Below are 22,554 nucleotides of genomic sequence, written 5' to 3'. Positions count from 1 at the left end.
CCCTGTCCGGGTGGGCATCCCGGGACGCCGGCCCGATACGGCACGCGGCACCTGCTCCAGGTCGGACTCAGCGATCCAGCAGCTTGCGCAACGCGCGCTCGGCACGTGGTGCGAAGTCCGGCGGGAGCATCGACAGGGCACCCTTGCGCCCGGCACGCACGACCGCCTGGCCAGCGCCGCGGCCGGGTGCGGTGATCTTGCGGCCGGCGCGATAGCTGACCGAGCCACGCACCGAGGACAACTCCCGCTCCAGCGCAGCCACCCTACGGTCGCGGTCGCGCAAGGACGACTCCAGCCACTGCACCTGCTCGCCGCGCTCATGCAACTCCTGCGACATCCGACCGGTGAGCGCGAGGCTCTCGCGATAGCCGCGGGCCGGGCCGGGCGTTGCGGTGAACTGCGAGGCGCCACCGGCGAGATTTGTTGCGTACGAATGGCTTTCGTCCACCGCGCTCAGTTGCTGCAGCACGGCGCTGATCTCGGCCTCCCGCTGCGCGATGCGGTCGATGACGGCCGGATCGACCGGCAGCTCCGCCATCGCGGCCAGCGTCCGGGTCAGCTCGTCCGGGCTGATGTCCGGACGCCAGCGGTGCTCGGCGCCGCTGCGCAGCAGGTGGCGGGCGAACACCCGCAGCCCGCGCACCACAGCCAGTTCCGGCTCGAGGGCCTCGGCCCACGACCAGCTCCCGTCGAGCAACCCGTGCGAGCCTCCGGCGTCCACCACGACGTTGTCGGGTGTCGCGAAGAAGCGGGTGCTCGGGTCGGCGAAGTCCGGGTCTAGCATCCACTCGGCATACCCGCGGATGGCGTCGCGCAGCGAGTGCACGTCACCACGGCCGGCGGCGACGCGTAGGCGTTCCTGCAGCGACTCCCCGTCGCGGCTGAAGTCCGAGACGCCCAACCGGCGGAGGTCGCGACGCAACCGGCGCTCCGCGAGCGGGAGATCGCCGTGCGCGCCGGCAGCGTTGCGGGACCAGCCCTCCGCGGTGCGATCGAGCGTCAGCACGGCCGCCCATTCGGATGCCGCGACGTCGTCCCCGAGCACGATGTCGGGCAGTTGCGCGGTCGTGGCGCCGGACGCCGCGTGACCCGTGACCAGCAGCCACGCGGGTGCGACCTGCGACAGCAGGCCCGCCGCCACGACCTTGCGGGCGACGGCATACGGGTCAGCCAGGGCCGGCGTGCGGCTGTGCCGGTTGGCTTCCAGGTGCTGCAGCAGCGCGGTCAGGGTCCGGCGCACGGTCCCGGAGCGGGCGGACTCGTCCGCGACGCCGTCACTCACCAGCAGGACCGGCGCCTGCGCAGAGGTGTATGCCGAAAACCCCTGCTGGACCTGCAATCCCGCGTCGGCCAGCAGCGCAGGCACCTCGTGCCGGTATGGCGAGCGCTGCGCGAAGTCGGGCGCACCACGGAACCACTGCGAGTCGTCGTCGAACGTGGTCCGCAGCTCCAGGCGCAGCAACTCGTCGAGTCCGAGCGTGTTGTCGATCGACAGCACTGCCGTGCCGTCCGGGGCGAGCACGGACGTGACCAGGCGCAGCAACTCGGCCTGGGACGCACCGGGGGAGTCGGGTGTTGCCAACGTGGTCGGGCCGTCGAGGCACACGACCAGGTCGTAGCTACGGTCGGTCGGAAAGCGATCGAAAGCACCACAGAACACGCGCAATTCGTCGCGTTCACGAGCCAGTCCGGACAACTGCCGAGCATCCGGCAGGCCGCGCACGAGCACGCTCACCTCCGGGCTGGCGACCGCGTCGAGCTGCCCGGCCGCCCGTGGGCCGAGCAACAGCACGGTGCGCGGTCGCCGCTCGGTGATGAGCCTGCTCAGCAGGTAGGACGTCGCACTGGACGGCTCGACGCGCTCCAGATCCGACCAGTGCAACTGATCCCCGCCGAGCAGCAGCGCACCCGACGGTGGGTCGAGCTGCACACCGCTGTGCTGCAGCCTCACACGAGATCCCAGCTCAGCGCGGTGCCACGCGCCACGTCGGTTGTGAAGGTGCGCCCCTCGACCACGTCGAAGGCGTCGGTCGCGAGGCCGCCCGCGGGGCGGATCGAGCGCACGTTGTCCGCGGTCACCCGGTCACCCGCGCGCACGTCCTGCACGACATACAGCGAGCGGCGGAAGCGCAGGCCCTCGCGCTCGCCCTCGGTGGCGCCGATGCGCGGTTGCCCGAGACACTGCCAGGCAACCTCGGATTCGCGTGCGAGAGAGGCAAGTTCGGCGGGTTCGAGGGAGAACGACGAGTCGACGCCACCACCTTCGCGCGCCAGCGTCACGTGCTTCTCGACGACCACCGCGCCGAGCGCGACCGCGGCCAGCGGCGCGCCGATGCCGGGCGTGTGGTCCGACAGCCCGATGTGGGTGCCGAACGCGTCCCGCAGCACCGGGATTCCGCGCAGGTTGGAGTCCGCCGGATTGGCCGGGTAGTCCGCGGTGCACGAGAGCACCACGATCTGGTCGTTGCCGGTGCTGCGCGCGGCGGCCACGGCGGCGTCGATCTCGCTGATCGACGCCATCCCGGTGGAGATGATCATCGGCTTGCCCTTGCTGGCGGCGAGCCGGACCAGCGGCAGGTCGACGATCTCCGAGGAGGCGATCTTGTATGCCGGGGTGTCAAGCGACTCCAGCAGGTCGATCGCGGTCGGGTCGAACGGTGACGAGAAGCAGGCCAAGCCAAGGGAATTCGCCAGTTCGAAGATGGGCTGGTGCCATTCCCAAGGGGTGTGCGCCTCCTGGTAGAGGTCCCACAGGGTCCGGCCGCCCCACAGCTCGTGCCCGTCCGACAGCCGGAAGTCGGGCGCGTCCGAGTCGATGGTGATCGTCTCGGGCTTGTAGGTCTGGAGCTTGACCGCCTGCGCACCCGAATCGGCAACCATCCGAACGATGTCCAGCGCCTTGTCGAGCGAGCCGTCGTGGTTGCCCGAGACCTCGGCGATGATGAACGGCCGGTGTCCCGGTCCGATCGTGTGCTTGCCGATCGTGATGTCGACCGGATCAGACATGCGGTTGCCTCCTGCGGCGGATCGTGTGCACGGTGACGGGCTCTCCGTCGATGAGGCGCTCCTCGGCGTTGATCTCCTCGAAGCCGTTGCGGGTGTTCATCGACCGCACGGCCGCGTTGGCGTCGAGCACTTCGCCATACAGCTCGTCGAGCTGCAGTTCACCGAACGCCACCTTCACGGCCTCCCGCTGGATCTTGATCCAGGCCGGCAGCAGCTGGCCACGCTCCTGCAACCCGTCGTTGTCGAGGTAGTAACCCCACATCGCCGTGTGTGCTGCATCGTCGATGTCGAAGAAGGTCACCACACCTGCGGGAACATCGGCGTACTCGAAGATGAACACTCGGCGAATTGCACTGCCATCCAAGGATTTCCAGTAGTTTGCGTGTTCCTCGGGGGTGATGATGTCCTGTGTCAGGGAGACCGCGCGGACCTGCGGATGGTTCCGCCAGACCCGCACGTTCTCCTTGTCGGCGTCAGTGGCAGGGCGAAGCATCGAGCGTTTCTCCAATGTCGTCGGATCAAGGACCAGCGCCTGGAACGTATGCCGTCCAGGCGACCGCAATGACAACAACCGGTGAACAACAACCGGTGAAACGCAGAGGGAGGCCCGATGTCCGGTCTGAGCCGTGACCACGTGCGCACGATGATGGGTGAAGTTCTCGCCGCACAGGGCAAGGAGCTGCCGGCCGACGACAGCACACGGTTGGACGGGATCGGTTTCCGGTCGCTCGACTTCTCCGAGCTGGCCCTGCGCGTCGAGGACGAGCTGGACACCGAGCTGAATTTCGATGCTCCCGAGCTGCGCTCGGTCGAGACCGTCAGCGACGTCCTGGACTTCATCGACCAGCTGCAAGCGGCATGAGCCTCCCCGCCGGCGCGGGGAACCGGATCGTCACCAGCGGGTACGCCGGCACCTGGGCGGACCTGCCGCCGTGGCCCGAGTTGCCCCGTGCCTCCGCGGTGCTCGCGGTCGACAACACGACGGCTGTGCGCGCAGTCTGGCAGCACGCGACCGACGGCGACCGGGAAACCCTGATCACCTCCGACCGGCGGGTCGACCCGACCCAAGCGGCGCAGTTCCGGGCCGGCGGACTCGCGACCGTGACCCAGGACACCACGTCCGGTGCCGACCCGGACCATGACGCCGCGGTCGGCCGGTTGTGGTTGCTCACCAGTGGCTCGACCGGCCGACCGAAACAGGTTGCGCACACACTGGATTCGCTCACGACGGTGACCGGCGGACAGCCGCCGCGCACCTGGTTGTGTCCTTACACGACAGGCGCCTACGCGTGGTGGCAGGTCGTCACGTTGTCGCTCACCGTCCCGGGACAGGACATCGTCTTCCTCGAGCCCGGCCAGCTCGACAGCTGGCCCCAGCTCGCCCTCGAGCACGGTGTGACCGCGGCGTCCGGCACCCCCACCTTCTGGCGGCAGGCGATGTGGCGCTCCGGCGACATCATCAGCCGGCTGCCTCTGGAGCAGGTCACGCTCGGCGGGGAACCCGTCGACCAGGGCATCCTCGACCGGTTGCGCGAGGCATTCCCCGCGGCGCGGATCTCCTGGATCTATGCATCCTCCGAAGCGGGTGCCGCGATCGCGGTCCACGACGGGCGGGCGGGCTTTCCGCGGTCCTGGCTGGATCGGCAGACGCCGGACCGGCCGCTGCTGAGTGTCGAGGACGACGAACTGGTCATCGCCTCGCCGCACGCGGCGCACGGGATGCCGGCCGCCATACACACGGGGGACCGGGTGGAGCTGTCCGATGACCGGGTGGCCATTGTCGGCCGGATCGCGTCCGACGAGATCAACGTGGGCGGCTCGAAGGCATCCGGCTCCTCGGTCCGCCGGCGCCTGCTGGACCATCCCGATGTCGTGTGGGCAGCCGTGCGCGGTCGCAAGGCACCGCTGGTCGGCCAGGTCGTCGTCGCCGATGTGGTCCTCGCGGATGACGCCGCGGCGACCACCGGCGACCTGACCTCCTGGTGTGCCGAGGAACTGCCCGACTACTCCGTGCCGCGCCGGCTGCGCGTGCTGCCCGAGATCCCGATCAAGGAGAGCCTGAAGTCCGATGTCTGACTCGAGTCCGACCCAGCAACCGATCCCCGCCGCCTCGTGCGTGTTGATCACCGGCGGCACCAAGGGCCTCGGCCTGGAGCTGGTCAGGGACACCCTGCAACGGGGCGCGAAGGTCGCGACGTTCTCCCGGAAGCTGACCCCGGAGATCGAGCAGCTCGAGCAGGAGTATGGCGACAGGCTCTTCGCCGCACCGGTCGACATCAACGACCAGGATGGCGTGAAGGCGTTTCTCAAGGACGCCAAGGCAGCCCTCGGGCCGATCGACTCATTGGTGAACAACGCTGCCATCGGCCAGGATTCGATGCACCTGCACACCTCGCCGGAGCGCATCGGGCAGATCGTCCAGACCAACCTCACGGCCCCGCTGGTGCTGACCCGTGCGTTCATCCGGCACGCGATGGCCACGACCGGCCGCGGTCGCATCGTCATGGTCACGTCCGTCTGCGCTCAGCGCGGCTACTCCGGTCTGGTGACGTACGCCGCGACCAAGGGCGGCCTCGACGCGGCCATGCGGACCCTCGCCCGCGAGATGCACGGCCGCTTCCTGGTCAACTCCGTCGCACCCGGATTCTTCGCCTCCGACATGTCGTCGGTGCTCGGCACCGAGCAACTGTCGACGATCGCGCGCCGCACACCGTCCGGCCGGATGGTGACACCGGCGAACATCGCACCCGTCGTGCGGTCGCTGCTCTTCGACGACACCAACCTCAACGGCCAGGTGATCACCATCGACGGCGGCAGCTCGATCTGAGATGGACCCTGAGACGGGCGCACCGGCCTCCGCCAAGGACCTGCTCGAGCGGTATGCCGTGCCCGATCGCCTCCGGTTCGGACCCAGCGAGCTGCTGCGGGAGCGCGGCGCCGGCGTGCGCTCGCATCTCGCGGACGGCAGCGGAGTGGCGTGGCTCGTCCCGGATGACCTGGCCGGCCGGGCTGCGATCGACGCCGAGCCGGTCGCGCAACCGGTCCCCGGCCGCGTCGCCAAGCGCACCCGCAGCACCGACCCCGCGGTCGTGTGGCCGCGATGGACACAGTGCGAGGTGGCCGCGAAACTGCTTGACCTGCCGGTGCTTTCGTGGCTCGAGTGGCCGGGACTCATCGTGCCCGGCGCGATCGCGCGACAGGTTCGAATGAAGCACGTGCGCGTCGATGACGTGCTGGTGTGCTGTGGCCTGCGGGTCGACGCGCGGCCGCACGATCAATGAGTCGGGTCACCGGATCCACCGCGCGGCCGGTGCCGGACGGATGCTTGGGACATGAGCTGCACCGAACAGACCGGCACCCGGACCGGGATCGTCGCCGTCACGACCGCTGAGCACGAGGACCGGTCCGCGAACGATCCGCACCCCGCGGTGATCGCCCTCGTCCTGGCGACGGGCACGGCCGTCCTGGTGGGCGCCGAATTCGTCCCGGCCGGCGTGCTGCCGTTGCTGGCCGACGACCTGCACGTCACGGAGGGGCGTGCCGGCCTGGCCGTCGCCGCCACCGCGCTGGCCGGGGCGATCACCGCACCGACGATCGCGTCCGTACTGCCGCGGGCGGACCGCCGCCGGGTGCTGCTCGGCCTGCTCGCACTGGCGCTGATCTCCAACGTGCTCGTCGCACTCGCACCGACGCTGCCGCTGCTCCTCGCCGGACGGGTGCTGCTGGGTATCGCGATCGCGGGCTACTGGTCGTTCACCTTCGGCGTGGGGGTGGAGATCACCGGTCGTCCCGCGCTGATCTCGACGGCGATGTCGCTCGGGACCAGTCTCGCCACGATCATCGGCGTGCCGCTGGCCTCGGTGCTCGGCGACAGCATCGGCTGGCGCGGGGTGTTCGTCATACTCATCGCTGTGACGGCCGTCTCCGGACTGGCCGTGGCCCGGTTGCTGCCGCCGGTGCCGGCCCATCCGAGTGCGGGAGCGGCGATGATGCGCCAGGCCCTGGGCAACCGCCGGCTGATGGCCGGCGTGGCGATGGTCGCGCTGGCCGCATTCGGCAACTTCGCCGCATATCCCTACATCCGGGTGGCGCTGCAGGCGGTGACGCCGTCGCTGGTGACGGTGTTGTTGCTGGCCTGGGGCCTCGGGGGACTCGCCGGCAACCTGCTGGGTGGCTGGCTGTCGACCCGGTTGCGGCTGGGCGTGGCGCTGGCCCCGGCGGTCCTGATGACGGGACTGGCGCTGATGGCGGCGCATCCGTCCGCGGTCGTGGTCGCGCTGGCCGTCGTGGCGTGGGGCACCGGCTTCAACATGGTGCCGGTGACGACGCAGCTGTGGGTGTCGCGCATGGAGCCGAAGCGCGTGGAGTCGGCGGTCTCACTGCAGGTGACGGCGTTCCAGGTGGCGATCACGCTCGGTGCGATCGTCGGCGGGCTGGTCGTCGATCACCGGGACGTCTGGACCGCCATGGCCGTGGGGGCGGTCGCCGCAACGCTGGCCGCGGTGGGCTTCGCCGTGATCAGGCTGGTCCCGCGCGCCGACTGACGCCAGCGGCCCGGCGTGAGGCCGGTCTCGGCACGGAACGCGCGCACGAACGCCTCGGCCGAGCCGTAGCCCGACCGCCGGGCGATGGCCGCCACCGCCGCGTCGGAGCCGGCGAGCTCGCTCATCGCCTGCCGCATCCGCAACCGGCGCAGCAACTGCATCGGCGCCAGTCCGGTCGTATGGCGGAACCGCTGGACCAGGGTCGTCGTGCCGACATGGGACAGTGCCGCGAGTTCGGGCAGCGTCCAGTTGCGGGTCGGGTCGTCGGCCATGGCGGTCGCAGCGGCGCGCACGACCGGATCGGCGGACGACCGGGGCAGTCGCTCATCGATGGTCCGCTCCTGCTCGGAAAGCATTGCTGAGCCGAGCAGTTCGCCATACGCAGTGGTGACGCCGGGGCGCTCGATCTTCATCTCGCCGCGCACCGGGCAGGCCGACAGCAGCGCAACGATGCCGCTCTGCGTGCCGGCGAAGCCGCGCGCGACCATCAGCCGCGTCACGGACCGGCTCTGCGCTCGCAGATCCGCCACCAGCAAGCGACTGTCGTCGGTGGCATGCACCGGATGCAACGCGGCGTGATGCACGTATGCCGCATCGCCGGCGCGGAGTTCGATCGGGTGCTCGACCGGGTCGTGAGCGCCGAGGACGACGGACCCGGATCGCACGAGCAACCACAGCGACGAGCGGCTCGGCTCCAATGTCGCCCCCGCGGGCAGGTCGGCGTTCCACGACCGGTCGATGCGCCAGGTGCGATCGCTGCTCATACCGCTGCTCATACCGAGGCTCATATCGATGCAAGCAACGTTGCCGACGGCGCATTCCCGGCGCTCGCCGGGGCACGCGTCCGCCACCCGGTGCACCAGCAGGGTTGTCGAGATGTTCAGGAACGCTCCCCACTCCGTTCAAGCGCGACTCGTAGCTTTCGAATCGCGAGCCCCTCATGGGGAGATGACGAGGGAGAGACTGGGTGGAAAGCACTCTCGGCACACCGGATTCAGTCTCGGGGGTGCCCACCGTCGGTGTCGCGATGTTGCACATGGGGGACCGGCCCACGCAGTTGCGCCACGCTCTGGAGACCCTGCGGGCGCAGGAGGGCGTCGAACTCGATGTGGTGGTCGTGGGCAACGGCTGGCGCCCGGAAGGACTACCGGACTGGGTGCGCAGCGTCCACCTGCCCGAGAACGTCGGCATCCCCGAGGGGAGGAACGTCGCGGCGCGTGAGGCCCGCGGCGAGTTCATCTACTTCTATGACGACGACGCGGCCCTCCCGACGACCGATGTGATCGCCGAGCTGGCGACGCGCATGCGCGCGGACGACCGGATCGCGGTGGTGCAACCGCGCGGTGTCGATCCCGACGGCAAGCCGTCACCACGACGGTGGGTGCCCCGTTTCCAGGTGCGCGGCGGCGGTCGGCCCGGCCCGGCGGCGTGGTTCTGGGAAGCGGCGGTCCTGGTGCGCCGCAAGGCGTTCGAGCAGGTCGGTGGCTGGCCGGGGCACTTCTTCTTCGGTCACGAGGGCGTCGACCTCGCGTGGCGGCTGGCCGACGTCGGCTGGCGCATCGAATACGCGCCGTCCGTCGTCATACATCACCCGGCGACCGACGCCGCACGGCACGAGGTCTACTTCCACACCAACGCCCGCAACCGGGTCTGGGTCGCCAAGCGGAATCTGCCGGCGGTGCTGGTGCCGGTCTACCTCGGCTTCTGGACCGGCATCACCGTCGTCCGGGTGCATGACCATCGGGCGCTGCGTACGTGGATCGGGGGATTCGTGGAAGGCGTTCGCACGGACGCCGGTGACCGGCGCCCGATGACGTGGCGGACGGTCTGCCGGCTGGCCCGGACGGGCCGTCCGCCGGTGGTATGACGTGCAGTTCGTCATCACCGGCGTGCGCAGTCGCACGCATCTGGTGCATCTTGCGGCATACCTGCGTGGGGCCGAGGGCCCGCTGCGGGTGACTTACCTCGCGGGCGGGCGGTTCCTCGGGAAGGCGTACGTCGGCTCCGACGACATCCGCAGGTTCCTCGCCCTGCCCGGCGGCGCGCGGTTGCGGATCGTGGACACGGTCGCCGCGCTCGCGGACGTCCCCGACGAGCCGCTGACCTACCTGTCGGTCGGTGCACCCGGCATCAAGGCATGGCTGACCCTGCGTCGCGCGGCGCCGCGACGACCGATCCGGACCGTGGTCACCGACGAGGGCATCGGGACGTATGGCGACTGGCGCACCCGCCGTGCCGCGTGGCGCCGGCAGGGCATCCGGGAGCCGTGGACCACGACGCGAGCCCTGGCCGTCGAAGGTGCGGTGCGCGGGCTGACCAGCACCAGGTTCGCGATGTATGACGCGCAACACGAGTACGCCGTCGAGCCGCGCATCAGAGCCGAATTCGGTTCTCACGTCGGCGATCAGCGGCCGAACCCGCTCGATGACCGGGTGGTGTTCCTCAGCTCGCCGTGGGTGGAGATCGGCGTGCTCGACGAGACGGCGTACCTGCGGCACATCGAGGCGATCGGCGTGGCCGCCCGTCGGCGCGGCAAGCGCTTGGTGGTGTGCCCGCATCCTGCCGAGGACCGCGCCCGGTACCGCGATTTCGAGACGCTCGCGGGCGACCTGCCGGCCGAGCTGAACCCCGACGTGGTCGGCGCCTCGGGAGCGATCGGGGGCACGAGCACCGCGCTGCTCAACCTCGCGGCGCTGCACGGGATGGCCACGACGCGGGTGGTCACACCGGGACTGGAGCATCTCGAGACCGCCCTGGGGCCGGTGCAACGCGGGCTGTTGACCCGCTACCTGCCTTCGCCCGTCAGCGTCTCCGGTTAGAGTCGAAGGGTGAAGGTCCACTCGTCCGCAGCTCGCCTTTCCGGTTCACCTGCAGTGCAACGTGTGGTCGGTCGTGCCCGGCAGGCGGCCAAGGACACCGCGTCCAAGCTGCCACGCCCGGTCGAGCAGAAGGTCTCGCTGCGCGCCGCCGATTTCAGCGGGGTGCGCAGCACCGGCCTGTTGCTCGACGGCGACGAGGCACGGCTCGCCCGCAAGGCGGCACGCCGTCTCGGTCTCGCGCGCACTCTCGACGACACCAGTGCCTGGGCCGCGTTCGGCGCCCTGGCCGCCCTGTTGCGGGTGGTCGACGACGGGCGCCGGCACTCGGTGGTCGTCGACACCGCCGGACCCCGGTCGGTCTTCTCCCGGTGGGCGACGAAGATCGGTTTCGCGCCGCTGGCGGTCGACGTGATGCGTCCCGATGTGGTCGGCACCGACATCGACGCCGGTTCGGTCGATCTGGTCGTCCGGTTGCACCCGCACTCCAGCGACCCGGCCACCGTCGATGAGGATCTCGCACGCGGCACCGCCGCGTTGCGTCGCGGCGGGCTGATCATGGTCTCGCTGCGGCTCGGCCCCCGTGACGCCGGCGGCATCGCGGTCGCCGACGTGCGCTCGCTGATCGCCCGCGCCGACGAGCAGGGCCTGTCGCTCGTCGGTGACCTGGCCCTCGAGGAGGGCCGTCAGGCCAACACCGTCGCGGCCGCGGAGAGCGGCAACTTCGGCCTGGCACTGCTCACCTTCCGGCGGCGGTGACGGCCCCACACGCGGCAACCGCCGACTTCGCCCCCGGGCGGCCGGTCCCGCTCGGCGCGATCCTGGCCACCTACCGCCACGGCTCGGGCGATCCCACCTTCCACGCCGCGCCCGGAGTCGTATGGCGCACCGCCCGCACCCCGGACGGTCCGGGGACGCTGCGGCTCCATCACGAGCCCGCGCCGCACGGCGAGCGCGTCGTCGCACAGGCATGGGGGCCAGGGGCGCAGTGGCTGTTGGCCGGTCTACCCGAACTGCTCGGGGCCGCCGACGAGCCGGACAGCTTCGAGGTCCACCACGACACGCTCCGGCGCGTCGCGCGGGTGCAGCAGCACTGGCGCGTCGCGCGATCGCGGCTGGTGCTCGACAGCCTGATCCCGGCGATCATCGAGCAGCGCGTCACCGGCAAGCAGGCGTTCGGCGCCTACCGGCAGCTGGTCCGCCGGTACGGCGAGCCCGCTCCCGGTCCGGCCGACCTGATCGGCTCATTGCGGCTGATGGTCGCACCGGACATCGCGGCCTGGCGACGCATCCCGTCCTGGGAGTGGCTGCGGGCCGGCGTCGACGGGCGTCGCGCCGACACCGTGCAGCGGGTGTTGCAGGTCGCGCCAAGACTCGAGGAATGCATCGTGCTGCCCCGTGAAAAGGCTTGGCAGCGCTTGCGATCCGTGCCCGGCGTCGGTGTGTGGACCGCTGCCGAGACCATGCAGCGTGCGGCCGGGGATGCCGATGCGGTCAGCTATGGCGACTATCACGTCGCCAAGGACATCGGTCATGCGCTGACCGGCGCACCGGTGGACGACGAGGGCCTGCACCGGCTGCTGCTCCCGTATGCCGGGCACCGCTACCGCGTCCAATACCTCGTCATGGCCGGGCGTCTCGGAGCTCCGCGGCATGGAGCGCGGCTCGCCATACCCACGCACCTGCCTAGGTGACCTCGACCAGCAGGTCGTCGCCACCGTCGCGGCGCGCCGAGCACCCGAGCCGCTCGCCCGCCAACGCCACCTCGAGGCGGGCCCAAACCCGCCCGAGCGCAACGGGATCCGCGCCTCGAAGCCGTATGACGACAGCGTCGCCGGCCGCGGCGGGCAGCTCTGCGTCCACGGCGTCGCCGGCAGCGAGGGCGACTCGCAGGGCGCGCGCGACCCTGTCCTGCAACGGCTCCTCCAGGACCGACTCGACGCCGACCTCGGCAGCCAGGGGAGTGCCGGGGGCGACCCCGAGCGCGGCCCGGACGGCCTCGGCACGGCCCAGTCCGAACCAGTCGGTGGGCCCGGTGCGCACGAGGCCCGCGACCCCTGCGCCGTCCTCGTCGGTGACGAATGCCCCGAGCCCGGAGAGCACGGCGACCGGGACGCGGTCGACCTTGCCCTTGACCAGATCGGCCGCGGACGCCACCTCGTCGGCGATGTTGCGGATGGTGACGGCCAGGTCGCGGCCGGTCGTGTCGGCCAGGCCGCGCAGGTCGTCCAGCGGGTTGAGCCCGGCCGCGCCCAGGGCGAAGTCGGTCAGCCCGGCGCGCCAGGCGCGGCCCGACGTGTCGGACAGGACCACCGCGAAATCGGTTGGGCGCGCTAGTGATCGGGCCAACTCGCAGCGCAGCCGGCGGGCGACGGAGTCGGCGTCATCCGGCAGGAGGAGCAACCGCTCATCCGCGGAGTTGGAGGCGTCGATGCCCGCTCCGGCCATCACCGGTCCGGCGCTCGCGTGGACGACCCGGGTGATGCTGTCGGCGGTCGCGCGCTCGGCAACGACCGCGTGCGACTGCTGCAGCACCAGCTCGGCGCGGTCGACGTCGGCAGCGGCATACAGCCCGAGCCACTTGGAGACGATCTTGCTGGTGACCACGACGACGTCGCCGGGGGAGAGGACCGGCCGCAGATGTTCCGCGAGGACGGCCGGCAGGTCGAGATCCGGTGTGACCTCGGTGTCGAAGCCAACGGGACGGATCGTGATCATCGGCGGGTGATCATCGACGCAGCGAAAGGCCGAGTTCGATTGCCTCAGAGGCCATCTCGGCGGCTGCCTCGATGTCGGTCATCAGCAGGGGGATGGCCCGGATGGCGGGCTCGGTGCCGGTCATCGAGGCCTCGTCGGCCTTGTCGACCAGCCACCCGTCCAGGAAGTCGGCATACAGGCCGGCCACGCCGTCCGGAGTGACGGGCACACCGATGGCGGACAGGCAGGCGTCCGCATGGCCACGCACCGGGGCGCCGCCGACCAGCGGGCTGACGCCGACCACGGGAGCCGTGGTGCCGCGCATCGCGTCGCGCACGCCGGGCACGGACAGGATGATGCCGATCGACACGACGGGGTTGCTCGGCGGCAGCAGGATCAGGTCGGCGGTGCGGATCGCGTCGAGCACGCCGGGTGCGGCGGCGGCCTGGTTGAGCCCCGCGACGACGAAGCGCTTGGCGGGCAGCGCGGCCTGGTGCTGCACCCACCACTGCTGGAAGTGGATGGCGCGCTCGGAGCCGTCCTCGTCCTCGATCACGACATGCGTCTCGACGGGGGTGTCGGTCATCGGCAGCAGCGTCACGCCCTGCTCCGGCAGCTTCCAGCGCTGTGCGAGGCGTTCGACGACGGCGCTGAGCGTCATACCCTGACCGAGCCACTGGCTGCGGGCGATGTGCGTGCCGAAGTCGCGGTCGCCGAGGCCGAACCACTGGGGCTGGGCGCCGTATGCCGCGAGCTCGCCCTGCACCGCGAAGGTCTCGTCGGCGCGGCCCCAGCCCTGCGCCTCGTGGACGCCGCCGCCCAGGGTGTAGAGCAGCGTGTCGAGATCGGGGCAGACGCGCAGCCCGAAGAGCGAGATGTCGTCGCCGGTGTTGCCGATGACGGTCAGCGTATGCGGGCCGTCGGAGCGGCCGGACAGGTGGTGCAGGAGGCCGCGCAGGAATCGGGCACCGCCGACACCTCCGGCGAGAGCGGTGATGCGCATTGACCAATGGTCGCATGCTCGGCGAAAACCCTTGCACCGTGCGGAAGTCTGCGAACGGTAGTTAGCAGGTCGCGGGCTTGACGTATCGGAATGACACGCGTGTAATTAGGTCGTCAGGTCATACCGACAATGAGGAGGAGCCGTGCAGGAGTTCACAGTTTTGACCCTCTTGCACGAGGGGCTCGAGCAGGAAGAAGAAGAGACAGCGCTTTCGTGGCAGGAACGTGCGCTGTGCGCACAGACCGACCCCGAGGCGTTCTTCCCCGAGAAGGGCGGGTCCACCCGTGAGGCCAAGAAGGTCTGCATCGGGTGTGACGTCAAGTCCGAGTGCCTCGAATACGCCCTCGCGCACGACGAACGCTTCGGGATCTGGGGCGGTTTGTCCGAGCGGGAGCGCCGCAAGCTGAAGAAGCGGGCAGTCTGACCACGACACAAGCCCGGCCCACCCGGCACGCAGCCGAGCTGACCAGTGCCGGGTTCTTGGCGACCGATGACGGCAGCGTCGCGCTCGCCGTCACCGCGCTGCTCGTGGTGCAGCACAGTGACCACCCACGACTCTCCGAGACCCTGCAGGCGCTGGCCGCCTCCTCCCAGCTGCCGGACCGGCTGATCGTGATCGATGCGACTCCGGGGCGCGACCTGCCCGGGATGCTCGCGGACACCCCCGAGATCGGCGCCGCCGACTGGGCGATCTCCGTGGTGACCGTGCCCCCGGGCACGCCGTTCGCCGAGATCGTCGACACCGCGGTGACCGCGCTGCCCGACCCGGGCGAGGACGCCGTGGTCGCGCTGCGCCCGCGTCGCCGCGCGCGCAAGCGACCGGTCCGCCCCCGCGACCGCGACGAGTGGCTCTGGCTGCTGCACGAGGACAGCGCCCCCGATCCGGAAGCCCTCGCGGAGCTCACGACCGTCGTGGCCGGCAGCGACCGCATCGGCATCGCCGGCTGCAAGGTGCTCGACAGCGACAACCCGACCCGGCTGGTCAACGTCGGCATCGACGTGACCCGCACCGGCCGGCACGTCGGCTCGCGGATGCAGGGTGAGCCCGACCAGGGCCAGCACGACGATCGCCGCGACGTCCTCGGTGTCAGCAGCGCTGGCATGCTGATCCGGCGTGACGTCTACCTCAGCCTCGGCGGGTTCGACCCCGCATTCGACGGTGACGGCGACGGGCTGGACGTCTCCTGGCGCGCCCACCTCGTCGGCCGCCAGGTCGTCGTCGTCCCCAGCGCGCGGGTCCACCAGGACCTCGTCGGCAAGGACAGCGACGTCGACCGCCCGGCGCCCCGCAGCCCGCGCACCCTGCGCCGGCACCGGCAGGTCGCGCTCGCGCGGTGCTCGCTGCTCGGCCTGCCGTTCATGGCCCTGTGGGTCTTCCTGAGCAGCGCGTTCCTCGGGCTGCTCACGCTGCTGCTGAAGCGACCCCGGCGCTCACTGGCCGAATTCGCCCAGGCGACAGCACCGTTCGGCCTGCTCCGGATCATCGGCGCGCGGTGGCGATTCATCGGCCGCGCCAGCACCCGGCGGCGCAATCTGCGCAACATCTTCGTGCCGTGGCGCGGCGCGATGGAGCACGCCGTCGGAACGATCGGCGACGCGATCACTCCCGAGGCAACACGGCGCGACATACCCGTGACCGAGCCGGTCGAGACGGGTCCGGTGGACGATGACGCCGAGTCGATGCCCTCGGGGCTGACGCCCGTCGCCGGTCGCACCGGTGTGCTGCGCAACCCCGGCCTGTGGGTGTTCCTGGTGCTGCTGGTCGCCGCCGGTGTCTGCTGGCGCGACCTCATCACCGGCGGTGCCGTGCGCGGCACCGGCAACGGCCTGACCGGTGGTGCACTGCAGCCCTTCACGACCGATGCCTCCGGCGTATGGCGGATGTGGCGCGACGCCTGGACCGGGCCCGGCCTCGGTGAGGCGGGGGCCGCCACGCCATACCTCGTGCTGCTCGCGCCGCTGGCCTGGGTGGCCCAACAGCTCCCCGGCGTCGACGGCGCGGCCTCGGCCGCCGCGGTGGTCACCTGGCTGCTGGTGCTGGCCATGCCGTTGTCCGGCTTGGTCGCCTACCGGGCGGGGCGCATCGCCACCCATGCGCGCTGGCCGCGCGCCGCCGCAGCATTGGCCTGGGCGACCTTGCCGACGCTCACCACCGCGGTCGCCGGTGGCCGGCTGGGCCCCGTGGTGGCGCACATCCTCTTCCCGCTCGCGATCGCCGGTGCCTTCGAGATCGGTCGCCGCCGGGCCAGTGTCCCGGTCACCTGCGGCACGGTGCTGGTCGCGGCGGTCGTCGGATCGCTCGTTCCGGCCCTGCTGATCGTGACTTCGGTGGTCGCGCTCGCGGTGGCCGTCATCGGACCCGGGTGGGCGCGGCTGCGTGGCCTCGCCGTCGCGGTGCTGCCGTGGCTGGTGCTGGGCTGGTGGACGCGCGACCTGCTCGACGACTGGCGTGCCGTGCTCGCCGGCCCGGGCACTCTCGACACGGTGCACGCGACGCCGGTCTGGCATCTGCTGCTGTTGCATCCCGGTGGTGCCGGTTCCTACACGGTGTGGGCCGGTGTCCCGCTGCTCGCGCTCGGTGTGGCCGGGCTGCTCCGGTCCGGCTTCGGCAAGGCATCGACCGGGCTCGCGCTGGTCGGGTTGCTCGGCCTGGGCGCCGGTCTCGCCGCGGGGCACCTGCATCTGGTGCAGTGGTCCGACGGTGTGCGCACACCCTGGGCGGGCATCGGCCTCGACGTGTTCGCCGCGGCGCTGATCGGTGCCGCACTGCTCGGCCTGCGTGGCCTGCTCGCGGAGCGCTCCGCACGCGCTCCCCGCCTCGCGCACCGGCTGGCCGTCGGTGTCACCGCCGCCGCATGTGTCGTCTTCGCAGCCATCGCCGGCCTCGCCGCATGGCAGGCGCAGCCCACGGAGTCGTTGCGGCCGGCACCCGCCGACACGCCCAGCGTGGTCAGCACACAGCTCACCGGTCCGAGCGCTGTCCGGCTGCTGAGACTCACCGTCTCGAAGTCCGGCACGGTCACCTACCGGTTGAGTGGTCGCGAGACCGGTCCTCCGGCGACCGGGCTGCGCCAGCCGGTGCCCAGCGGCGGCTCCCGGACGGCACTCGCCGCGACCGACCTGCTGCAACCCGACCAGGCCGACGCGGCCACCGAGCAATTGCGTGCGCTGGCAGTCGGGTTCGTCCTCGTCGACGGCCCCGGCGCACGCTCCGCGATCACCGACCGGCTGCAGAGCGTGGCAGGGCTGACCCGGATCTCCCAGGCGTCCCGCGCAGCCGTATGGCGCGTCGACCCCGCCACCGCCGAGGGTGGGGCCGCTGTCGTGGCGAGCAGCCGGGCCTGGCTGGAGCGCGACGGCCAAGCCCTCGACGCCGTGCCGTCCACCGTGGCGCACGCCCGGTCCAAGACCCGGATCCCCGCCGGACCTGCCGGCCGCGAACTCGTCATCGCCGAAGGCGTCGGCTGGCGACACCACGGGACGGTCACCGTCGACGGGCACCGGGTGCAGCCGGTGGCGGCCGACGGTCGGCTCGCCTACCCGATGCCCGCCTCCGGTGGCCGCCTGTCGATCGACCCCGGCGTCCAGCACCCGCGCGTCGCGCTCGGCCAGGGTGCGCTCGCCGCCCTCCTGCTCTTCCTCGCGATCCCCTTCGGCAACCGCCGGTCACGGAGGACGCTGTGAAGGTCTTCGGAGCCATCCGCGCGACCGTCGCCGTCGCCGCAGGTGCCGGTCTCGTGTGGGGAGCCACCCAGGCGACCGACACGGCCGACGCGACCCGTCCGGCGGACGTGCGGCAGGTCGCGGCCGACTCGACGTCCAGCACGCTGAGCGACGTCTCCCTGTCGTGCACCGGAGCCGAGACGGCCGGCCACGTGCAGGTCGCATCCGCCCCTGCCGCCTGGCTGGCGGCGCGGGCGACGAGCGGGTCGGTCAGCCTGACCGGCAAGGACGCCCGACGGTTGGACCTGGTGCGTGGCGCGGCGACCGACGGAGCACTGCCCGCCGGGGCCGCGAGCAGCGTCGTCGGCAAGGGCGGCCTCGCCACCGGACTCGTCGCGACCCAGACCCAACTCGACGATCGTGTCACCGCGCGAGGACTGGCCGTCTCGCCCTGCGGCTCGCCGGTCCAGGACGGCTGGTACTTCGGCGGTGGCGATGCCCCCGGGCGGATCGCCCGCCTGACCCTGGTCAACACCGGGGCCACCGCCAGCACGGTCAACGCCACGGTGGTCGGCGCCGATGGTGTCGACTCGGACGCGACCGTCAAGGGCACGGTGTTGGCGCCCGGCGAGCGCAAGACTCTGGTGCTCGGCGACTTCGGCAAGTCCCTGGCGTCCGCTGCCGTGCACGTCACGGCGACCGGGGCGGGAGTGTCGGCCTCGTTGACCGACTCCTGGCTCGACGGTGAGATACCGGTCGGTGAGGACACGACGAGTTCGCCTGTCATACCCGCGAAAAAGCTTGACATTCCTGCGGTTTCGGCGACTGGTGCGGCACCTGAGGTTCGCGTCGCCGTGCCCGGCAAGGACGAGGGCATCGTGCGGGTGCGTGCGGTCAGCCCCTCCGGTGACGTCGTGTTCGACAAGGTCTCGACTGTCGCGGCGGGGGCCTCCGAGGCCGTGCGACTGACCGGTCTCACCGCGGGCGGCTACGACGTGCAGGTGACCGGTGACGTCCCGGTCGTCGCTGCGGCGATGAGTCGCACCGCGAGTTCGGGGACGACCGACCTGGCGTGGTCGCCGGCGGTGGAAGCCACCAAGGGACCCGCCGGCATCGCCCTGCCGACCGGCATACCCGGCCGCTCGACGTCGCTCATGCTGACCGCACCCACGCGGACCAAGGCCGACATCGTCACGGTGACGGCATCGGGTGCGGAGACCAAAACCGTTGGTATTCCTGCAGATCGCCCGGTTGTGGTCGGCGTCAAGGGCGCGGTCGCCGTGTGGGTGCGACCCGCGCCGGGTGGTGCGCTGCATGCTGCCGTGACGATCGGCGGTAGCCGCGACAATGCCGGACTGCTCGCCACGGTGCCGTTGCAGCAGACACCGCTGAGCCAGTCCACGAAGCGACTGGTCGCCGCACGCGGCTGAAGCCGAGCGGCGTCAGGCTCGCTGTTCGGACAACCACTGTGCGTAGGTCGCGCCGCCCCGGACCGCATTCGGACCCGGCAGGTTGGAACCCTCGGCGAAGCGGCGCATCGTGCCGCCCACCGCCGGCAGCCGCACCTGACGTGGGGTGCGTCGTCCTTCGACGTGCGCGGTCAGCACGGCCAGCTCCCGCGCGGTGAGGATCTCCGGCCCGGCATACTCCGCGGTTGCAACCGACAGCGACTCGTCAAGCGCATGATCGACCAATTGCTTTGCCAGCCAACGAGAATCAATCGGTGCGAAACGCAGCCCGCGCATGCCGACACCGAATCCCGCGAACTGCGTGCCCACCAGTCGGTGCACCAGCTCGTGCACCTGGGTCGCGCGCACGATGACGTGGCTGCGACCCGAGCTGGTGACGGCGGTCTCGGCGGCGGCCTTGGCCCGGTAGTAGGGCAGCGGGTTCTCCCAGCAACCGATGATCGACACGTGGATCAGGCGGGCCTCGGGATTGTGTTCGGCCAACGCGTCGCACAGCCGCGCGGTGCCGTCGATGTCGACGTCCTGGCTGTGCGCGGCGTTGCTCGCGCAGTGGATCACCGACTGCACCCCGTCGACGGCTTCGGCGAGTCCGGCACCGGTCGCGAGGTCACCTTCGATCTCCTCGCCACCGGTCGTGCCGTGCCCCGGCATACGCGTCAGAACCTTTGCGGCGACACCGGATCGGAGCAGCTCGAGCACGACCTGCGAGCCGATCGTGCCGGTGCCGCCGGTGACCAGAACCGGCGGGCGGGTGACCCCGGGCAGGCCCGGGATCAACGGTGGTGGGTCGGTGGCCCGTGCCATCAGTCCTCCAGGTCGTCGGGATGTATGCCGATCACGTGCGCGACCTGCTCGGCAAGGACCTCCCACACCAGGTCGGTGAGGTCGGCGTCCTCCGTCGCGCGCGACTCGATCGGGCGGCGGTAGAGCACCACACGGGCGGCGCGGCCGCGCTGCGCCGGGTGGGCACGCCCGAGGGCGAGGTCGGCCTCCCAGGGCGGGGGATCGGTCGACGGCACGTCCTCGACGGCGAACTCGATGCTGTCGAGGCTGCGCTTCAGCCGCCGCTCGAGATTCTCCACGCCGTCCAGGACCAGCTCGTCGAACTGGGCCGATCTGCTGCGCATGGCCGGCACCGGCGGCCATGCCAGGGGACCGCGAAATCCGCGGCCGTGCCGATCGACGCTCATGACCACGACTCTAATCGGCTCAACCGATTTCGATCCGACAGCTCGGCGGCGTGCCGACCTGCCACGGGAGGTCGCGGTGTCCTAGAGTCGAGCACCGTGACTGGTCCGAGAGTGAAGCGCCTGTGTTCCCGCACCGCCTGCAAGGCCGCCGCGGTCGCGACCCTCACCTATGTGCACGCGGATCAGACCGCCGTTCTCGGACCGCTGGCGACCTACGCGGAGCCGCACACCTACGACCTGTGCGCCGATCACACGACACGGCTGACCGCCCCGCGCGGCTGGAACGTCGTGCGCCTCGCCATCGACCTGTCCGAGCCGGAGCCCACTCCCGATGACCTGCTCGCGCTCGCCGACGCGGTGCGCGCTGCGGCAGCTCCGCCGCCCGCGCCCGAGACACCGCCCACCGAGGCCGGCCGGCCGGTGCTGACCGTGCTGCGGGGCCTGGATTCGTCCCGGTAGGCTCGTCCTTTGTGACCTCGCCCCGACTCGCCGACTTCTGCAAGGCGTATGACGTTCGCGGCCTCGTGCCCGAGCAACTGAACGACGACGTGGCCTTCGCGATCGGCGCGGCCTTCGCGCAGGTGGTCGCAGTCCCGGATGGAGCGACCGCGGTCGTCGTGGGTCATGACATGCGCCCCAGCTCGCCTGCACTCGCCGACGCGTTCGCCCGCGGTGCGGCCTCGATCGGCCTGGATGTGGTGCAGATCGGGTTGTGTTCGACCGACGGCCTCTACTACGCGAGCGGTGCGCTCGACCTGCCCGGTGCGATGTTCACGGCAAGCCACAATCCGGCCCAGTACAACGGCATCAAGCTGTGCCGGTCGGGCGCTCGCCCGGTCAGTCGGGAGACCGGCCTCGCGCAGATCACCGAGCTCGCGCAGGCGAGCCTGGACGACCCGGCCGAGGCACCCGGGGACATCGAAGCCGGGAGGATCACTCGCGAGGACCTGCTGAGTGACTACGCGAGGTTCCTGCGCGACCTGGTCGACCTGTCGGACGGTCGCGCGCTGAAGGTCGTGGTCGACGCCGGCAACGGCATGGGTGGGCACACCGTGCCCGCGGTGCTCGACACCGGAGCGGGGTTGCCGCAGCTGCCGCTCGAGGTCGTGCCCCTCTACTTCGAGTTGGACGGCACGTTCCCCAACCACGAGGCCAATCCGCTGGAGCCGGAGAACCTGCGGGACCTGCAACGCGCGGTCGTCGAGCACGGAGCCGACATCGGCCTCGCCTTCGACGGCGACGCCGACCGCTGTTTCGTGATCGACGAACGCGGCGAGCCGGTCAGCCCGTCGGCGGTCACGGCTCTTGTCGCGACCCGGGAGATCGCGCGTGCCGGCGCCGGGGTCCCGGTCGTCTACAACCTGATCTCCTCCCGTGGCGTGCCCGAGATCATCGCCGAGCACGGCGGCGAACCGGTCCGCACCCGCGTGGGCCACTCGTTCATCAAGGCCGAAATGGCCTCGCACCAGGCGATTTTCGGTGGGGAACACTCCGCGCACTACTACTTCCGCGACTTCTGGTTCGCCGACACCGGGATGCTCGCCGCGATGCACGTGCTCGCGGCCCTCGGTGAACAGGACCGGCCCCTGTCGGAGCTGGCTGCGTCATACAGCCGGTATGTCGCCTCGGGCGAGATCAACTCGCGCGTGACGGACGGCGCGGCGGCCACCGAACGCGTGAGTGACTGGGCGCGGCAGCAGGGTGAGGTCGAGCAGGACACGCTGGACGGGCTGACGATCACCCACGTCGGTGAGCCGATGTGGTGGCTCAACGTCCGCGCGAGCAACACCGAACCATTGCTGCGCCTCAACGTCGAAGCCGCGGACCGTGCGACGATGGAGACCGTGCGCGACGGCGCCCTGCAGCAGATCCGTGAGGAGAACCACGCATGAGCGAGCGAAGCGAGCGACCAATCGAACTCAGGGCGAATGACGACGCCCGAGGGACGAGGGAGTTGTCATGAGCACCACCATTGACCCCTGGCTCCGCGAGATCCTGCGTTGCCCCGTCGGGTTGCACGAGCTGGTCGACGCCACCGGGCCCGACGGGTCACCCGAGCTGCAGTGCGTCGCCGACTGCGGCGGACCGGGGCAACGGCGTGCCTACCGCATCGACGGTGGAGTGCCGGTGTTGCTCGCGGACGAGTCCCGAGTCTTCACAGCCTGA

The 22,554-nt window shown here is 71.1% G+C and carries 23 protein-coding genes; 15 read left to right on the top strand and 8 right to left on the bottom strand.

Features of this window, described 5'->3' with window-relative positions; translation table 11 throughout:
• Positions 1-67: 67 nt before the first annotated feature.
• The 3 genes from VG502_RS13600 to pseH are packed head-to-tail and all read right to left on the bottom strand — an operon-like array spanning position 68 to position 3,499.
• Positions 68-1,951 carry a hypothetical protein gene (locus VG502_RS13600; RefSeq protein ID WP_325550602.1) on the bottom strand — a complete coding sequence of 628 codons (1,884 nt, stop codon included), beginning with the start codon at positions 1,949-1,951 and terminating at the stop codon, positions 68-70.
• Positions 1,948-3,006, bottom strand: coding sequence for a pseudaminic acid synthase (gene pseI, locus VG502_RS13595; RefSeq protein WP_325550601.1), 1,059 nt, complete (start codon positions 3,004-3,006; stop codon positions 1,948-1,950). The genes VG502_RS13600 and pseI overlap by 4 nt, the downstream gene beginning before the upstream one ends.
• Positions 2,999-3,499: a UDP-4-amino-4,6-dideoxy-N-acetyl-beta-L-altrosamine N-acetyltransferase gene (gene pseH, locus VG502_RS13590; RefSeq protein ID WP_325550600.1), complete on the bottom strand. Its 501-nt coding sequence runs from the start codon at positions 3,497-3,499 to the stop codon at positions 2,999-3,001. The genes pseI and pseH overlap by 8 nt, the downstream gene beginning before the upstream one ends.
• Positions 3,500-3,616: 117 nt before the next feature.
• Here pseH and VG502_RS13585 point away from each other — a divergent pair, with 117 nt between their 5' ends.
• The 5 genes from VG502_RS13585 to VG502_RS13565 are packed head-to-tail and all read left to right on the top strand — an operon-like array spanning position 3,617 to position 7,550.
• Positions 3,617-3,868, top strand: coding sequence for an acyl carrier protein (locus tag VG502_RS13585; RefSeq protein ID WP_325550599.1), 252 nt, complete (start codon positions 3,617-3,619; stop codon positions 3,866-3,868).
• The gene (locus VG502_RS13580) at positions 3,865-5,082 is read left to right on the top strand and encodes a class I adenylate-forming enzyme family protein (RefSeq protein WP_325550598.1); all 1,218 of its coding nucleotides are present in this window, start codon (positions 3,865-3,867) and stop codon (positions 5,080-5,082) included. The genes VG502_RS13585 and VG502_RS13580 overlap by 4 nt, the downstream gene beginning before the upstream one ends.
• A complete protein-coding gene (locus VG502_RS13575; RefSeq protein ID WP_325550597.1) occupies positions 5,075-5,833 on the top strand; it encodes an SDR family NAD(P)-dependent oxidoreductase in 759 nt (252 codons plus the stop codon). The genes VG502_RS13580 and VG502_RS13575 overlap by 8 nt, the downstream gene beginning before the upstream one ends.
• 1 nt (position 5,834) lies before the next feature.
• Positions 5,835-6,287, top strand: a complete 453-nt coding sequence (locus VG502_RS13570; protein ID WP_325550596.1) for a hypothetical protein — start codon at positions 5,835-5,837, stop codon at positions 6,285-6,287.
• A gap of 51 nt (positions 6,288-6,338) precedes the next feature.
• A complete protein-coding gene (locus VG502_RS13565) occupies positions 6,339-7,550 on the top strand; it encodes an MFS transporter (RefSeq protein WP_325550595.1) in 1,212 nt (403 codons plus the stop codon).
• Here the strand turns inward: VG502_RS13565 and VG502_RS13560 are convergent.
• Complete coding sequence (locus VG502_RS13560; protein WP_325550594.1) at positions 7,451-8,314, bottom strand: AraC family transcriptional regulator; 864 nt, start codon at positions 8,312-8,314, stop codon at positions 7,451-7,453. The genes VG502_RS13565 and VG502_RS13560 overlap by 100 nt on opposite strands.
• Before the next feature lie 203 nt (positions 8,315-8,517).
• On the opposite strand from VG502_RS13560, the gene VG502_RS13555 reads away from it, so the two are divergent.
• From VG502_RS13555 to VG502_RS13540, 4 genes are read left to right on the top strand one after another with little or no spacing between them, the layout of a single operon-like run.
• Positions 8,518-9,417: a glycosyltransferase family 2 protein gene (locus VG502_RS13555; RefSeq protein ID WP_325550593.1), complete on the top strand. Its 900-nt coding sequence runs from the start codon at positions 8,518-8,520 to the stop codon at positions 9,415-9,417.
• Position 9,418: 1 nt separating this feature from the next.
• Entirely contained in the window at positions 9,419-10,369 is a 951-nt protein-coding gene (locus tag VG502_RS13550; RefSeq protein WP_325550592.1) for a hypothetical protein, read from the top strand.
• 9 nt (positions 10,370-10,378) lie between these two features.
• Positions 10,379-11,125, top strand: coding sequence for a hypothetical protein (locus VG502_RS13545; protein ID WP_325550591.1), 747 nt, complete (start codon positions 10,379-10,381; stop codon positions 11,123-11,125).
• Positions 11,122-12,060: a DNA-3-methyladenine glycosylase family protein gene (locus VG502_RS13540; protein WP_325550590.1), complete on the top strand. Its 939-nt coding sequence runs from the start codon at positions 11,122-11,124 to the stop codon at positions 12,058-12,060. Before VG502_RS13545 ends, VG502_RS13540 begins: the two co-directional genes overlap by 4 nt.
• Here VG502_RS13540 and VG502_RS13535 read toward each other — a convergent pair.
• On the bottom strand, positions 12,053-13,084 hold the full coding sequence (locus tag VG502_RS13535) for a coenzyme F420-0:L-glutamate ligase (protein WP_325550589.1): 1,032 nt from the start codon (positions 13,082-13,084) through the stop codon (positions 12,053-12,055). The two genes, VG502_RS13540 and VG502_RS13535, sit on opposite strands and share 8 nt — an antisense overlap.
• A gap of 10 nt (positions 13,085-13,094) precedes the next feature.
• Entirely contained in the window at positions 13,095-14,066 is a 972-nt protein-coding gene (cofD, locus tag VG502_RS13530) for a 2-phospho-L-lactate transferase (RefSeq protein ID WP_325550588.1), read from the bottom strand.
• A gap of 160 nt (positions 14,067-14,226) precedes the next feature.
• Between cofD and VG502_RS13525 the strand changes: the two genes are divergently transcribed.
• Genes VG502_RS13525 through VG502_RS13515 form a run of 3 tightly spaced genes read left to right on the top strand, consistent with a single transcriptional unit; the run spans position 14,227 to position 19,159 of the window.
• The gene (locus VG502_RS13525; protein ID WP_325550587.1) at positions 14,227-14,490 is read left to right on the top strand and encodes a WhiB family transcriptional regulator; all 264 of its coding nucleotides are present in this window, start codon (positions 14,227-14,229) and stop codon (positions 14,488-14,490) included.
• A 56-nt stretch (positions 14,491-14,546) separates the two neighbouring features.
• A complete protein-coding gene (locus VG502_RS13520; protein WP_325550586.1) occupies positions 14,547-17,750 on the top strand; it encodes a glycosyltransferase family 2 protein in 3,204 nt (1,067 codons plus the stop codon).
• On the top strand, positions 17,747-19,159 hold the full coding sequence (locus VG502_RS13515) for a DUF5719 family protein (RefSeq protein WP_325550585.1): 1,413 nt from the start codon (positions 17,747-17,749) through the stop codon (positions 19,157-19,159). Before VG502_RS13520 ends, VG502_RS13515 begins: the two co-directional genes overlap by 4 nt.
• Before the next feature lie 12 nt (positions 19,160-19,171).
• Here VG502_RS13515 and VG502_RS13510 read toward each other — a convergent pair whose 3' ends face one another.
• On the bottom strand, positions 19,172-20,002 hold the full coding sequence (locus VG502_RS13510) for an SDR family oxidoreductase (protein ID WP_325550584.1): 831 nt from the start codon (positions 20,000-20,002) through the stop codon (positions 19,172-19,174).
• Complete coding sequence (locus tag VG502_RS13505) at positions 20,002-20,388, bottom strand: metallopeptidase family protein (protein ID WP_325550583.1); 387 nt, start codon at positions 20,386-20,388, stop codon at positions 20,002-20,004. Before VG502_RS13505 ends, VG502_RS13510 begins: the two co-directional genes overlap by 1 nt.
• Before the next feature lie 96 nt (positions 20,389-20,484).
• Between VG502_RS13505 and VG502_RS13500 the strand changes: the two genes are divergently transcribed.
• The 3 genes from VG502_RS13500 (at position 20,485) to VG502_RS13490 (ending at position 22,554) form a co-directional block, all read left to right on the top strand.
• The gene (locus VG502_RS13500; RefSeq protein ID WP_325550582.1) at positions 20,485-20,847 is read left to right on the top strand and encodes a DUF3499 domain-containing protein; all 363 of its coding nucleotides are present in this window, start codon (positions 20,485-20,487) and stop codon (positions 20,845-20,847) included.
• Positions 20,848-20,858: 11 nt separating this feature from the next.
• Positions 20,859-22,280, top strand: a complete 1,422-nt coding sequence (locus VG502_RS13495; RefSeq protein WP_325550581.1) for a phosphomannomutase/phosphoglucomutase — start codon at positions 20,859-20,861, stop codon at positions 22,278-22,280.
• Positions 22,281-22,347: 67 nt separating this feature from the next.
• A complete protein-coding gene (locus VG502_RS13490) occupies positions 22,348-22,554 on the top strand; it encodes a Trm112 family protein (RefSeq protein WP_325550580.1) in 207 nt (68 codons plus the stop codon).

This window comes from Flexivirga sp. (assembly GCF_035551235.1).
GTDB lineage: Bacteria > Actinomycetota > Actinomycetes > Actinomycetales > Dermatophilaceae > Flexivirga.
The sequence above is the reverse complement of the archived record's forward strand: the minus strand, read 5'-3'. Positions and strand labels throughout refer to the sequence as shown.

Bases quoted from the DNA above. Each gene is read 5' to 3' on its own strand.
- pseI (WP_325550601.1), bottom strand. From the start codon at position 3,006: ATGTCTGATCCGGTCGACATCACGATCGGCAAGCACACGATCGGACCG.
- VG502_RS13535 (WP_325550589.1), bottom strand. From the start codon at position 13,084: ATGATCACGATCCGTCCCGTTGGCTTCGACACCGAGGTCACACCGGAT.
- VG502_RS13585 (WP_325550599.1), top strand. From the start codon at position 3,617: ATGTCCGGTCTGAGCCGTGACCACGTGCGCACGATGATGGGTGAAGTT.
- VG502_RS13510 (WP_325550584.1), bottom strand. From the start codon at position 20,002: ATGGCACGGGCCACCGACCCACCACCGTTGATCCCGGGCCTGCCCGGG.
- VG502_RS13560 (WP_325550594.1), bottom strand. From the start codon at position 8,314: ATGAGCAGCGATCGCACCTGGCGCATCGACCGGTCGTGGAACGCCGAC.
- pseH (WP_325550600.1), bottom strand. From the start codon at position 3,499: ATGCTTCGCCCTGCCACTGACGCCGACAAGGAGAACGTGCGGGTCTGG.
- VG502_RS13575 (WP_325550597.1), top strand. From the start codon at position 5,075: ATGTCTGACTCGAGTCCGACCCAGCAACCGATCCCCGCCGCCTCGTGC.
- VG502_RS13565 (WP_325550595.1), top strand. From the start codon at position 6,339: ATGAGCTGCACCGAACAGACCGGCACCCGGACCGGGATCGTCGCCGTC.
- VG502_RS13490 (WP_325550580.1), top strand. From the start codon at position 22,348: ATGAGCACCACCATTGACCCCTGGCTCCGCGAGATCCTGCGTTGCCCC.
- VG502_RS13580 (WP_325550598.1), top strand. From the start codon at position 3,865: ATGAGCCTCCCCGCCGGCGCGGGGAACCGGATCGTCACCAGCGGGTAC.
- VG502_RS13570 (WP_325550596.1), top strand. From the start codon at position 5,835: ATGGACCCTGAGACGGGCGCACCGGCCTCCGCCAAGGACCTGCTCGAG.
- cofD (WP_325550588.1), bottom strand. From the start codon at position 14,066: ATGCGCATCACCGCTCTCGCCGGAGGTGTCGGCGGTGCCCGATTCCTG.
- VG502_RS13505 (WP_325550583.1), bottom strand. From the start codon at position 20,388: ATGAGCGTCGATCGGCACGGCCGCGGATTTCGCGGTCCCCTGGCATGG.